Below are 13,717 nucleotides of genomic sequence, written 5' to 3'. Positions count from 1 at the left end.
TCTACTTCGAGGAATCGTTCTTGTTGTTGTCAGACGAGGACGATTCCTTGTTCGAAGAATCGACCTCGGTATCCTCGGGCGCCGAGTCATCTGCCGGGGGAGTCGACGTCTCGGCGGTGCTCCGGGACGAGGCAACGGATTCAGCCGATTTCTTGGGGTCGCTGTTTGTCGCGTTATCGCTCGCGGCAGCGTTGGCCTCGCGTCCAGCGGCAGCCCTGGAATCCTCGCCAAGAGGCGTGACCTTGGATGCGTTGATCGTTGGCGCAGTGGACTTGGGTGCGGGAGCCGAGGTTTCGACCGGGGGAGTTGGTGCTGCCGGGGCGGGAGTCGGCGCGGCGGCTATCGGGGTGCTCAGTGGGCGTGGTGCTTCCACCACGGAGAGCGGTTGCCCGCCGTATTCAGCAATGTTGCGGTCCAGTTCCTGAAGCATTTCTTCGGCTTCGGCGATACGTTCGTGGTCCTTGCTGTCAATGGATTTCACCAGCCATTGAGCTAGCGCAAACTCGGCTGCCAGCGCGGCACGGCGCATGATGTGCGGGTCGGCGGACTTGCCACGTGCTGCAACGTAAGCGGCGAAGACTCGCTCGCTGAAGTTCTGGTCTTCGATGGCCGATAGCCACGCGAAATCATCGGCCGGGTCCCCAACGTGCAGGTCGGTCCAGCCTTTAACCGCTGTGATGCTTGAATGCGAAATCTGGATTTGCTCTTCATCGAAGTCGCCGTGGACCACGGCAGCGTTGAATCGCCACAAGGCAACGTCTTCCATGGCATGTTCCCAACGGCGAAGCAACCGACTAGGTACCTTGCCGGTTGCCGCCGCGGTGTCCAGCTCGTTGAGTTTGCGCTGGCGAACTTCATCGGCGGTGTAGGTCGGCAGCCCGGCGATCTCGACCGATTCGTCGGGGATCTGGTGGATGGCGGCCATGCACTGACCCAGCGCTTGCGCCAGGTTGCCTCCCTCGTCAACCAATTCGTCCAGGCTTGGTACCCGGCCGGGAAGATCCTTGTACACAAAGGTCCGCAGGGAACCTTGGCGTACCGTGCCGGCAACACTGGGCAAAGCAAATGGCAGGGAAGCCCTGACCTTCGCGGAAAATGCTCGCAACGCCGACAGCTCTGCCTCAAGCCTCATGCTGGCTTCATCGTGTCGCGGTGAACGGACCCGCCAGCGATGCTTCTGAGCATCGATGATCAAGGCCGAATCAAAATCTTCTGCATCATCGGATAGCGCGGCAAAGCCCACCGGGGACAACCCGGGTACAGCAGCGGTGGCAATTGCGGCGAGTTCCATGGCAGAGCGTTTCACAATGTCCACCGTATGCGAGATTCCTTTCCTCATCGTTGAATGACGCACGGAAGATGCGCCGTTTCCCGGCTAAATGCTGGTGTTGCGATGAATATCATTGTCAATTATTTCCACAGCTAGGGGCTGGGGCCTTCGACGGTCCTCGATGTGCACTAGGTTAGAGGTATGGCGCTGGCAGATAAATACCGTTCACCAATTACCCCCTTGAGCTTCTCACGGTCCCAGATTCACCGACCGCTCACTGAACACGAGGATCCGCAAATGCTGTCGCGTGCGCTGGCTGATCCTTCCACCAGGGTCATGTTGCTCTCGGAATTCGGGGCGGCCGTAGCAGATGAGCAGCTGGTGTTCCTTGAGAATGGGTCCTACACCGCGCATCCGGATGATGTGCAGGTGCTGTTGGGTTCCTACGCTGCCAACACCTATGTCGTGGCGTTGGTCCAGGCAGATCACTATCCGCAGGTCGCCAAGGAGCAGTGGATCACCTTGCGGGAGGCCTTCACCCTGCTCAATACGGTGGAAGCCGAACTTTTTGTGCAGTCGCAAGCCATCGCCAATTGGCTGCGCACCGAGAAGTTCTGCCCGCGCTGCGGTTCGCCGACCCGAGTTTCGACCTTCGGTTGGGGCCAGCGCTGTGTGGAGAACAACCATGAACTTTTCCCCCGGACAGATCCTGCGGTGATCGCAGCAATCATTGACTCCGAGGATCGCATTTTGCTCGGGGCCAATGCAACGTTCCGTGCCCACATGTATTCGGTACTGGCGGGCTTCGTGGAAGCTGGCGAATCGTTGGAGTCAGCGGTTCGTCGGGAGATTTTTGAAGAATCGGGTGTTCACGTAGGGGACGTCGCCTATCGAGGCTCACAGCCGTGGCCCCTGCCGCGTTCGTTGATGCTTGGATTCACCGCCGAAGCAATGAGTACCGAACTGGTTCCAGACGGGGCAGAGATTCAAGACCTGCGCTGGTTCTCTCGTGAAGAGCTTGCCTCCCAGTTGCGCGACGGTTCCCTTGAAATTCCGCGCGGTGCGTCGATTGCCCACGCGCTGATCAAGTCTTGGTACGGTGAGGATTTGCCGGAGGCCGCCAAGAAGTGAGCGCGTACGACAACCCTCCACTGCATGATCTGCTCTCCGGTCTCGACGCAGAACAACGGCAAGCGGCTGAAACCCTGCGTGGGCCGTTATGTATCCTGGCCGGCGCGGGAACAGGCAAAACGCGAGCCATCACCCACCGTATTGCTCACGGTGTGCACTCGGGAATCTACAATCCCACCAGCGTATTGGCCCTGACCTTCACCACGAGGGCGGCCTCCGAGATGCGCACCCGTTTGCGTCAACTCGGAGCATCCGGGGTGCAGGCCCGCACCTTCCACGCGGCCGCCCTGCGCCAACTGCAGTATTTCTGGCCGCAGTCAATCGGTGGAACCCTGCCCAGTTTGGTGGAACACAAGGCACCGTTGATTGCCGAGGCAGCTCGTCGTTTACGGATCTCCAGCGACCGAGCCATGGTCCGCGACTTGGCGGCAGAGGTCGAATGGGCCAAGGTGTCCATGCATTCACCGGAAAGCTACGCCAAGATTGTCGAAAGCCGCGAAATGCCCAACGGTGTGGCACCGGTGAGCATGGCGCGTATTTTTCAGACGTACGAAGAGCTTAAGGACGATCGCAGCGTCATAGACTTCGAAGATGTGCTGTTGCTGACCAGCGCAATCTTGGAGGAAGACGAAAAAGTCGCGGCGAGTGTGCGACTTCAATACCGCCATTTTGTCGTGGACGAATATCAGGACGTTTCGCCGCTCCAGCAACGTCTGCTCGATCTGTGGCTCGGTGCCCGCGATGAATTGTGTGTGGTGGGTGATGCCTCGCAGACAATTTACTCGTTTACCGGTGCGCGTCCGGATTACCTGCTGAATTTTGGGACGCGGTTCCCTCAGGCCAAGGTGGTCAAGCTTGTTCGTGACTATCGTTCAACCCCTGAAATTGTTTCCCTTGCCAACAAGGTTTTGGCAACCCGCCGCATTGAAAGTTCGGTACCGGACCGCAGCGTCACCTGGCCCGAACCCTTGGAACTCATCGCGCAACGTGAGCACGGGCCAGTTCCCGAATTTTTTGAGGCCGGCGACGACGAAAATGAAGCTGACGAGGTTGCGCAGCGGATCAAGGCACTGATCGGGCAGGGCCAAGACATCTCTGAAATCGCCGTGCTCTACCGCACCAATGGACAGTCGCAGGCGTTTGAGCAGGCGCTGAGCGCGCACTCAGTTCCGTATGTCATGCGGGGAGCGGAACGGTTCTTCTCCCGTCGGGAGGTCAAGGAGGGCATGCTGGCCTTGCGCGCGGCGTTGAGCGTCAGCGAAGAGCAGGATGTTGCGCAGCTGGTCCGTGACGTGCTCTCCTCCCATGGGTACTCCGTGAACGCTCCGAGCGGCGGCACCGGTGCCGTGCGTCAGCGGTGGGAATCGCTCTCCGCGTTGGTGCGCCTGGCCGATGAACTCGTTGAAGGTCGCAAGGCCCAAGGCGAAGAAGCCACGTTGCGCGAAGTGGTCCGAGAACTGGAAGAACGTGCAGCGATCCAGCATGCCCCGACCCTCGACGGGGTCACGTTGGCTTCATTCCACGCCGCGAAGGGTCTTGAGTGGGATGTGGTGTTCTTGGCTGGGTTGAGCGACGGACTGGTTCCGATTACCTATGCCAAAGACCAAGCCGGATACGATGAAGAGCGGCGCTTGTTGTATGTCGGTATTACCCGTGCCCGCGTGAGACTTTACCTCTCATGGTCTTTGGCCCGGACGCCCGGCGGAAGAGCGCACCGTTACCCCTCACGATTCCTGGACGGAATCAAGTCGGTTCGCCAAGCCAGTAGCAGGCAGCAAGCACCGGTGAAACGCCGGGAACTGAAGCTGACCCCGGCGGTGTGCACGACGTGCGGTTCGTTCCTTACCAGTGCCAAGGAAAGAAAACTTAAACGTTGTTCCTCCTGCCCTGCCACCTACGACGAAGCGCTCTTCGAAGCACTCCGGCAGTGGCGCTCAGCGGTTGCCAGCTCGAATTCGGTCCCAGCTTTTGTCATCTTTACCGATGCAACTCTGATGGCGATTTCCGAGCATCGTCCCGAATCTGAACAGGCCTTGGGAAAAATTTCCGGTGTAGGCCGCAGCAAGCTGGAACGCTACGGGCAAGCAGTATTGGAAGTGCTGGCCGATCATCACGGCTAGTTTTCCACAACCAGCTCCCCGTGCGCAGTTCCGCAGGGGCCAAGTACCTATCCTGAGCCTCACCATGTGCGGCGTATTTCGCCCGCGCAACGCAGGCGTCAACGATCGAAAGGACTGCTGCCATGCCGGTTTCACCGCAAACCGTAGATTTCCTAGCTCCGGACGATATCCCGGTGCGCATCGTGCGCTCGGCGAAACGCCGGAAAACAATATCTTCGCAATGGCGCGATGACCGGTTGGTGGTCCAGGTGCCAGCCGCATTGGATGAGCGCTCCGAACGGATGCTGGTCCAGGAAATGATCAAAAAATTTCGTCAAAATCGTGTGCGGCGTTCGGAATCGACTAGCGAGGAGAATCTGGCCAGCCGGGCGGCCGAGCTTGACCAGCGGTATTTTGGCGGGAAGGCCCAACCGGTCTCCGTCCGGTGGGTAGGGAATCAGAACAAACGCTGGGGCTCAGCCAGCGTGTATCAGAAAACCATCCGCCTCTCGAGCAGGTTGAAGCACACGCCGCAGTGGGTCCAGGATTATGTGCTCGTGCACGAACTTGCCCATCTGCTGGTTCCCAAGGACGGACACGGAGCCAAGTTTCAGGACTTGCTTAACCGGTTCGAACGCCGGGTGGAAGCCGACCAGTACTTGGCTGGTTTCAGCGCCGGTTTTAGGGCGCACGCCGCCGAGAACGGGCAGGAGTCGTTGGATGCCGGGGGATTCGATGGAGATGAGGACAGTTGATCCGAAATTTCCGTGGATTATCCGTGCGACTGACCCGTGGATAAACGTTTGGCACCGACTATTCAAAGTCGGTGCCAGACGTTCGGATAGGGTCAATCTTGCAAATTAGTCCTTGGGATCGGTGTTCTCCGGGTCGTCTTTTGGCGCTTCGACCACGGGATTCACGTCATCGAAGTCGCCGTTCAGCAACTTGCCCAACGCTACGTCGAATTCGTCAAATTCAACTGCCGCAGCTTCACGGCGCTTGGTGAATCCGCTCGGATCGCTCAGATCCTCTTGGGTTGGCATGAGATCCGGGTGATCCCACACCGCGTCGCGGCCGTCTACTCCACGCTCGTTGTACAGGTGCTCCCACAGCGCCGCGGCTTCACGCAGCTTGCGGGGACGCAGTTCCAACCCGACCAAGGCGGCAAAGGTTGATTCTGCTGGTCCACCCGAAGCGCGCCGGCGTCGCATGGTCTCGCGGAGGTGACCTGCGAACGGAAGATTCTGCGCGGCTTGGGAAACTACATGGTCAACCCAGCCTTCAATCAGTGCAAGCGTAAGCTCCAGGTTTTCCAGGGCTTTGTCTTGGGAAGCGGTGCGTTGCGGCGTGAACAGACCTTCGCCGAGCATCGACTGCAGGGCTTCGGGGTTCGACGGGTCGATTCCGCGGACCGCTTCTTCAATGCGAGACATATCAATATGGATCCCACGAGCGTAGGATTCCACGGAGCCGATGAGCTTTGAGCTCAACCATGGCACCCGATTGAACAATCGTGCGTGGGCGCTTTCGCGCAATACGGCGTAAAGGAGCACTTCCTGTTCTGGAATCTCCAGTCCATCGCCGAAAGCCGCAACGTTGGTGGCGACGATCCCGGGGGTGGTCCCTGCCAGCGGCAAGCCAATGTCGGTGCCGCCGAGGACATCCTTGGCCAATTCGCCTAGGGCAGAGCCAAGCTGCATTCCAAACATGCTGGCACCGAGATTGCGGAACATGCCGTCGGCATTTCCGAGCATTCCCTTCATCTCTTCGGGGATTTGGTCCTTCATAGCACTGGTAATCGCCTGGGCGACGGATTCTGCTACCGGCTCTGTGATTTTTTTCCAGGTTCCCAAGGTTTTGTCATACCAGCGTTTGCGGGTCCACGACTCGATGGGGGAGGAGCCGGCTTCAAAACTGGTGGCGTTGTTCAACCATAGGTCAGCCAAGTAGGAGGCATCGGTAATGGCGCTTTGCCGTGCAACCGACACTTCGGGGTCATCGCTGGCGTACGCCTGGAGTGCAGTGTCGGAAGCGAGCTTCCAATTCACTGGACCGGAGGAAGCATTGCTGCTCATCATCGCCGACATCATGGCTTGCGCCTGCTGCATCATTTTTTGCATCGCAGCTGGGTCGCCTTGGGCGCCGAGGGCATCTCGTAGTTGTGGTGGAAGATTATTTGGGTCGAATCCGCTGCCGAAGAGCTGACCAAACATCGCAGAGAAAGGATCCTGCGGGTTGTTTTCATCATCGTTACCGTCGGGGCGGTTATTCGGGGGGTTCTGTGCCATGTAGTTAAAAGTACCGCTTGTAGCTCGGAGTTCGCAGGATGAAAAGTCTCAGTTCGCTTTCGGCACATAGATTATGCCCGCTTCCTCATGAATTTCACAGGCTCGCTTCAGTAGGGTTAACAGTAGCCTTGTCTGTCTTGGCATTGCTGCATCAATTTTCCGTCAGGAGCAGGGTACGTGTACGAACAGGAACCAGTCATTTCAGCCAGCGACCCGGCGCCAACCGGAGAGCCTGGCAACGGTTCCGCCCGTGTGAAACGAACGAGTGCAGGTTTGATCGCCCTGTTGTTGATCGGTGTGATGATGTTTGTGCCAACGAACTTCGTCATCCGTTCACCCGGACCCGTTCTTAATACCCTTGGTGAAGTTGAGGGAACGGAACTGATCACCATCGAAGGAACCAGGTCCTACGAGTCACAAAGCACCCTGGATATGCTGACCGTCTACGTCCAAGGTGGCGGAAACAATCGTGTTACCGTTCCCGTGGTCTTAGAAGCCTTGTTTAATCCGACGAAGGACATCGCACCGGAGGAGACGGTGATTCCTCGAGGAGTAAGTACGGACGAGCAGTCTCAGCAGAATGACCAGCAGATGGTTTCCTCGCAAGACCAGTCCGTGGCCGCTGCCCTGACCGAGTTGGGGTATGACTACAAAACCTGGCTGGATGTGGCCGGTTTTGCCACGGACACCAACACGTCGGTCCTTCAAGAAGGCGACCGGTTGTTGAAATACGAGGGTCAAGACATTGAGTCGTTAGAACAGCTGAAAGCGGATCTTGATAAGCACGGGGATGCACCGGCGACCATGACCATCGAACGTCCCGGCGGCGGAACCAACGCCGAACAGCTGGACGTTGAAGTCTCCACTACCCTTGGTGAGACCGGTAGCCGGCAACTTGGTGTGCTACTGAATACCACCCATGATTTCCCGATCGATGTGCAATTCGGTGTTGAAAATATTGGCGGACCGAGTGCTGGCATGATGTTTGCGCTGGCGATCATTGATCGACTGACCGAAGGTTCATTAGCGGGCGAGCACCATGTTGCTGGTACCGGCACTATTGATGAAGCGGGCAATGTGGGCCCCATCGGCGGTATCGCCCAGAAGATGGTTTCGGCGCAGAAATCCGGAGCAACGGTATTTCTTGCCCCGGCGGATAACTGTTCCGAAGTTCTCGGGAGAATTCCAGACGGGCTAAACGTTGTCAAGGTATCAACACTGCACGAAGCTCGAGAAGTACTAGAAAAGGTTGCTGACGGGGCTGACCCAGCCGAAATGACGACCTGCGAATAGATTTAGCCACGCATCACAGGAAGAATGTGGTGTAGGCAGCAAGACTGGTGCGGAATCACTCGCACATGAATTAGGTACACGAGTTCTGGCGTGAAACCAGCGTCCGGGACCCAAGGTAAGGAATAAATAGTGTCATACGGATCGGATACACCGTCCGGGGGCCCGCCGCGGCCCCGCCAGCCCCAGCAACCGTCCAGGCCTTCGGGCAAGAAGGTTTCGCCACTGACCCTAACCATCTTCGCGGTGGTTATCTTGGTTGCGGTGTTTGTCTTCTTGTCCAATTTCTACGCAGATATCCTGTGGTTCAACCAACTTGGCTACTCCGAGGTCTACTGGACCGAACGTATAGCCAAATTGGTGATCTTCGTGATTGCGTTGATTCTCATGGCTGTTCCCATGTGGTTCTCCATGCGCAGTGCCTACAAGCGCCGCCCGGTTTACGCACCAGATGGTGGACGTGCCGATTCGATGTCGCGTTACCAGACGCAGCTGGAGCCGGTTCGCCGTTTCCTCATGATCGGTATTCCACTGGTGGTCGGCATCTTCGCCGCCGTCGCGGTGGCCGGCCAGTGGAAGACGATCCTTCTATTCTTGAACCGGACCTCGTGGGGGAGCACCGATCCGCAGTTCAACATGGATCTGTCGTTCTTCATGTTCTCGCTGCCGTTTATCGCACTGATTAATGGTTTCTTGATTTCCGTGGTTCTGCTCAGCGGTGTGGCCGGTTTGCTGACCCACTACTTGTACGGCGGAATCCGCGTTGAAGAGCGCGGCGGGATCACCATTGGCAAGGCAGCTCGGGTTCACACCGCTATTGTGGTGGCAGTCTTCTTGCTGCTGCAGGCGGTGAACTTCTGGATCGGACAATACGAAACACTGACCGACCAGGGTGGACGCGTGGCCGGTGCCTTGTACCGTGATGTGCACGCGGTGATTCCGGCGCAAATGATTCTGGCAATCGTTGCCGTGTTGATTGCGATCACCTTCATTGTTGCTGCAATTAATGGTCGCTGGCGCTTACCGTTGATCGGTACCGCCATGCTGGTGATCACCATGATTGTTGCCAGCGGCGTGTACCCGTACCTGGTGCAGCAGTTCCAGGTTGTTCCTTCGCAGCGTCAGTTGGAAAGCCCGTACATTGAGCGCAACATTGAGATGACTCGTAAGGCTTATGGCCTGGATAACATCGAAGTCACTCAGTACGATGCGACCGTGACCACGGAAAAGAACGCATTGGCTGAGGAAACCGCAACGACCGCGAACATTCGTTTGTTGGATCCGAACCTGGTTTCCGCCGCCTTTGCGCAGCTGCAGCAGTTCCGTGGGTACTACACCTTTGCCGACACCCTGAACGTTGATCGTTACGAGATCGACGGCAAGGTCGAAGATACGGTGATTGCCGCGCGTGAAGTCAACGTCTCGCCAACAGACACCTGGGTCAACCAGCATATTTCTTACACCCACGGTTATGGCCTGGTTGCCGCTTATGGCAACCGTGTAGCCGCCGGTGGCCGTCCGGACTTTATGCTTGGCGGTATCCCGACTAACGGTACACTTGCCAGCGACGGAGACTACGAGCCACGAATCTACTTTGGTGAAAACTCGCCACAGTACTCAATCGTTGGTGGCCCCGAAGAGGGTTGGAGCGACCGAGAGCTGGATCGCCCGAGCACCAGCGGTGATACCCAGGACACCCGCTATACCTTCAGCGGCGATGGCGGTCCAAATGTCGGCAACATGTTCAACCGTGTTGTCTACTCACTCAAATTCGCCTCAACTGACCTGCTGCTCTCGCAGGACGTGAACTCGGATTCGCAGATCCTTTACGACCGCGATCCACGTGAACGTGTAAGCAAGGTTGCCCCGTACCTGACCCTGGATTCGAACGCCTACCCGGCCATCGTTGACGGACGGGTGCAGTGGATCATTGACGGTTACACCACCTCCAATGACTTCCCGTACTCGCAGCAGCAACAGCTGTCTTCCGCGGTCTCCGATTCGTTGACCAACGCTCAGGACTTGAATGCCCTGAACGGTCGCGTTAACTACTTGCGCAACTCGGTGAAGGCCACCGTCGACGCGTACGACGGCAAGGTCAAGCTCTATGCCTGGGATAACGAAGATCCGCTGCTGAAATCGTGGCAGGCGATCTTCCCGAACACCATCCAGCCGATGGAAGAGATGTCGGCCGAACTGATGGATCACGTTCGCTACCCAGAAGATATGTTCAAGGTCCAGCGTGAGGTCTTGTCGACCTACCACGTTGACGACGCGGGGACCTTCTACGAGGCCAACGATGCATGGGCCGTTCCGAATGACCCAACCACCTCCAACGCAAACGTCAAGCAGCCTCCGTTCTATCTATCGTTGAAGATGCCAACTCAGGACGAAGCGACGTTCTCGCTGACTTCGACCTTCATACCTGCAAGTTCGGCCAGCGGCCAGCAGCGCAATGTGATGTTCGGATTCTTCGCTGCGAATGCCGACGCAGGCACGGATGCGGGAACTAGGTCTGAAGACTACGGCAAGCTCAGATTGTTGGAGCTTCCAACCGATACCGCGGTTCCAGGCCCAGGCCAGGCGCAGCAGAACTTCGATACGAACACCAACGTGACGCGTGAGCTTAACCTGTTGCGCCAGGGTGCATCGGAAGTGAAGAACGGTAACCTGCTCTCGCTTCCTGTGGGCGGCGGCATCTTGTATGTCCAGCCCGTCTATGTTCAGTCCTCGGGTACCACAAGTTACCCAACGCTGCGTAAGGTACTCGTCGCATTCGGTGACCAGGTTGGCTTCGCCGATACCCTCGCTGAAGCTCTCGACCAGGTCTTCGGAGGCGACTCTGGTGCTGTGACCGGTGAAACCGGTAACGGTAGCGGCGAGGAGCCGAGCGAAGGCGAAACCGGAGCTGAATCAACTCAGACCGATGCCCAGAAGCTGTCCGAGGCACTGAATGCGGCCAATGCTGCAATCAAGGCTGGCCAGGAGGCGTTGGCTGAGAACGATTTCGCCGCCTACGGACAGTCCCAAAAGGACCTTGAGGCCGCGTTGCAGAAGGCCATTGAGGCTGATGCGGCAATCAATGGAACCCCGGCAACCAGTGGAACTGAGCAAGGGGAGCAGGGCACCGAAACGGCCACGGAATCGCCGGCACCCACCGAAGAAAACAATGGCTAGTTCCTAGGGGCAAACACCCGATTTGCTTTTCACTCCGCGATGATGCAATAATTGACTAGTCATCGCGGGGTGGAGCAGTTCGGTAGCTCGCCGGGCTCATAACCCGGAGGTCACAGGTTCAAATCCTGTCCCCGCCACCAAGGCGAAAGACGGAAGCGAAAGCTTCCGTCTTTTCTGCATGCCCGAGGAGTTAACTAGCCTCGTGCGTGACTCACCTCTCAAACTCTGTCGAAGAATTGTTGTCTTGATCCGCTCCGCCGGCAGTTAGCTCGGATGGAGAATCGGGGGAGCTGCGCGCGTGGAGATCACCCTCGGCCGGATCGGATTGGCCGGCTGCGGGGCCGTACGATTTTCCCTTCCAAGGAGTCTGCAACGCACTGGCCGGTGGATGCCGGGTGGCGCGTTCACGAACCGCACGGCCCACGTTGGCCACCGATTTGCGGACCTTGCCGAGCCGATGCCATTGATGGGGTACTGTGGCCTGCACGGCGGTCGTGGGATGCGAGGAACCGGACCATGCGGCTGCGGCGTGAATCGAATCTGTCCGGTCGGTACGCTGCCTGCATTTGCATAATTGCCCGCAGGCTTCGTTTAGAGTCTTATGGAACTTGGTTGATGAGTAGCTGGTGCCTTCATCAAAATTGACGGAAGCGGTTCATTCTCATGCCCGTCGGCGTTGCGTGGTGAGCAGCGATTATGTGGTCATGAAGTCAATGGGTAAATTTTCCTGGCCAGGACAGGGCATTTGCTTGTCCAAAATACTCCTCCGGATCACGGACCGGCGGTGGTGATCAAGGACACTGCCCCTCGATTAGCCTTTCAGTTTCCCTGTTGGTAATGTTGTATTTACCGACGCGGGGTGGAGCAGTTCGGTAGCTCGCCGGGCTCATAACCCGGAGGTCACAGGTTCAAATCCTGTCCCCGCCACCAAGGCGAAAGACGGAAGCGAAAGCTTCCGTCTTTTTTTATTTCCGTGGCACCGTTGCAACCCCTGGTGCTGGGTGTCCAAATTGATTGTGCACTTCATGGCCGCCGGATGCATTCAAGAAGCGCCGAATGCTCCTGGCCTGAACTGCAGCTTTGTAAGAATGCTTCCTTGCTGGACATGCGCGCTCCGAGCGCCAGATGGCGACTGCATGGGATCTGGTCGAGTGTTGCTCAGTGAACGGAACTGCGACTGCCCAGCGAGTGCGAATCGTGTTCCCGAGACCTGTTGCCGTCGCGCAAAGTGACAAATTCACAGTGCGTGCCAATCTCAGGTCGATAACTGGTCCAACCACGATTCACGGTCTTCCGGTTGTGCCGACTCGTCGCTGGCACCTTCGCACTACTTCATTTAATCCCCAAGCAGGGGATAGGCGCGAAATCCTTGGTGGTGAGAAACGACACCCGCCCCGGATTCGCATTCATGGTTACGCATTGGTAATGTTGTATTTACCGACGCGGGGTGGAGCAGTTCGGTAGCTCGCCGGGCTCATAACCCGGAGGTCACAGGTTCAAATCCTGTCCCCGCCACCAAAGAAAGTGGAGATCCAGTGGATCTCCACTTTTGTTTTATCCAAACTGTTCCCCTCGCGTTACGGTGGACAAAAAGGTGCTCGTTCCTGCAGGAATCTACTCTCTGCTGGAACGAGCACCTTTGGTGTGTTGCGGGTAAGGCGGCTACATGCGGCTATCCTTCAAGCTGGCCGGTCTGCTTGGCCTTCAGCGCCGCGAGGCGGGCCTCAACTTCAGTCTGCTCGCCTAGATCTTCCAAAGACTCGAACTGGGCGTCAAGGCTGGAGGAAGCGAGCTCTGCGGCACCGCGAACGCGGGCCTCTTCGCGACGAACCTTCTCTTCGAAACGGCCAATCTCGCTCGACGGGTCCAAGATGTTGACGGCCTTGACCGCCTCATTGACCTGATTCTGAGCGTGGGCGGCCTTGGAACGGGCGACGAGCTCGTCACGCTTGCTGGATAGTTCGGTTCGCTTTTCCTTCATCTGGTTGAGTCCGGTTTTCAGCTTGTCCACGATTTCGCGCTGCGAGCTGATCGTTGGCTCTGCGGTCTTCATCTCGGACTCGGATTGCATCTGGCGCTGGATTGCCACCTTCGCCAAATTATCGAACTTAGCGGCATCTGCGGCGTTACCTGCGCTGCGGAACTCGTCGGCCTTGTTCGAAGCTGCCAGCGCCTTGTTGCCCCAATCAGCTGCAGCCTGCTGATCTTCCTTGTAGTCGTCTTCGATCATCCGCAAGTTGCCGATGGTCTGGGCGATGGCCTGCTCGGCTTCAGCGATGTTGTCGTTGTAGTCACGAACCATCTGATCCATCATTTTCTGTGGATCCTCCGCAGAATCAAGCAGCGCATTGATGTTGGCTTTCGCCAGCTGGGAGATACGTCCGAAAATTGACTGTTTAGTCATGGTTGGCTCTTCCTTCTCTGATTGATGATGTCTAACTCGGGTCGTGCACATTTACTAA

General features: G+C 57.5%; 8 protein-coding genes and 3 tRNA genes. 8 read left to right on the top strand and 3 right to left on the bottom strand.

The genetic code is table 11. From position 1 onward, the window contains the following. Window position 1: 1 nt before the first annotated feature. Window positions 2–1,315 carry a phosphotransferase gene (locus ACIOWL_RS14715; protein ID WP_400386600.1) on the bottom strand — a complete coding sequence of 438 codons (1,314 nt, stop codon included), beginning with the start codon at window positions 1,313–1,315 and terminating at the stop codon, window positions 2–4. Window positions 1,316–1,567: 252 nt separating this feature from the next. Here ACIOWL_RS14715 and nudC point away from each other — a divergent pair, with 252 nt between their 5' ends. The 3 genes from nudC to ACIOWL_RS14700 all read left to right on the top strand — a co-directional run bounded on the left by nudC (window position 1,568) and on the right by ACIOWL_RS14700 (window position 5,255). Beyond that, window positions 1,568–2,401, top strand: coding sequence for an NAD(+) diphosphatase (gene nudC, locus ACIOWL_RS14710; protein WP_400386597.1), 834 nt, complete (start codon window positions 1,568–1,570; stop codon window positions 2,399–2,401). Next, entirely contained in the window at window positions 2,398–4,521 is a 2,124-nt protein-coding gene (locus ACIOWL_RS14705; protein ID WP_400386594.1) for an ATP-dependent DNA helicase UvrD2, read from the top strand. The genes nudC and ACIOWL_RS14705 overlap by 4 nt, the downstream gene beginning before the upstream one ends. A 122-nt stretch (window positions 4,522–4,643) precedes the next feature. Continuing rightward, complete coding sequence (locus tag ACIOWL_RS14700; RefSeq protein ID WP_400386591.1) at window positions 4,644–5,255, top strand: M48 family metallopeptidase; 612 nt, start codon at window positions 4,644–4,646, stop codon at window positions 5,253–5,255. Between the two features lie 105 nt (window positions 5,256–5,360). On the opposite strand, the gene ACIOWL_RS14695 is transcribed toward ACIOWL_RS14700, so the two are convergent. Continuing rightward, window positions 5,361–6,788, bottom strand: a complete 1,428-nt coding sequence (locus tag ACIOWL_RS14695; RefSeq protein WP_400386588.1) for a zinc-dependent metalloprotease — start codon at window positions 6,786–6,788, stop codon at window positions 5,361–5,363. Window positions 6,789–6,965: 177 nt separating this feature from the next. Here ACIOWL_RS14695 and ACIOWL_RS14690 point away from each other — a divergent pair, with 177 nt between their 5' ends. From ACIOWL_RS14690 to ACIOWL_RS14670, 5 genes are all read left to right on the top strand, one after another. Then, complete coding sequence (locus ACIOWL_RS14690; protein WP_400386586.1) at window positions 6,966–8,081, top strand: PDZ domain-containing protein; 1,116 nt, start codon at window positions 6,966–6,968, stop codon at window positions 8,079–8,081. 129 nt (window positions 8,082–8,210) lie between these two features. After that, on the top strand, window positions 8,211–11,255 hold the full coding sequence (locus ACIOWL_RS14685) for a UPF0182 family protein (protein ID WP_400386583.1): 3,045 nt from the start codon (window positions 8,211–8,213) through the stop codon (window positions 11,253–11,255). 63 nt (window positions 11,256–11,318) lie between these two features. Beyond that, window positions 11,319–11,395: transfer RNA gene (locus ACIOWL_RS14680), tRNA-Met, on the top strand. Window positions 11,396–12,108: 713 nt separating this feature from the next. Further along, a tRNA-Met gene (locus tag ACIOWL_RS14675) sits at window positions 12,109–12,185 on the top strand. Between the two features lie 511 nt (window positions 12,186–12,696). Further along, window positions 12,697–12,773 (top strand) — tRNA-Met (locus ACIOWL_RS14670). Between the two features lie 154 nt (window positions 12,774–12,927). Here the strand turns inward: ACIOWL_RS14670 and ACIOWL_RS14665 are convergent. Continuing rightward, window positions 12,928–13,659 (bottom strand): PspA/IM30 family protein, encoded by a 732-nt coding sequence (locus tag ACIOWL_RS14665; RefSeq protein WP_400386580.1) that lies wholly within the window; start codon window positions 13,657–13,659, stop codon window positions 12,928–12,930. Window positions 13,660–13,717: the final 58 nt, after the last annotated feature.

It is taken from the genome of Glutamicibacter sp. NPDC087344 (assembly GCF_044744225.1).
Taxonomy (GTDB): domain Bacteria; phylum Actinomycetota; class Actinomycetes; order Actinomycetales; family Micrococcaceae; genus Glutamicibacter.
Note: the sequence above shows the minus strand (reverse complement) of the source record. Positions and strands in the feature narration are given on the sequence as shown.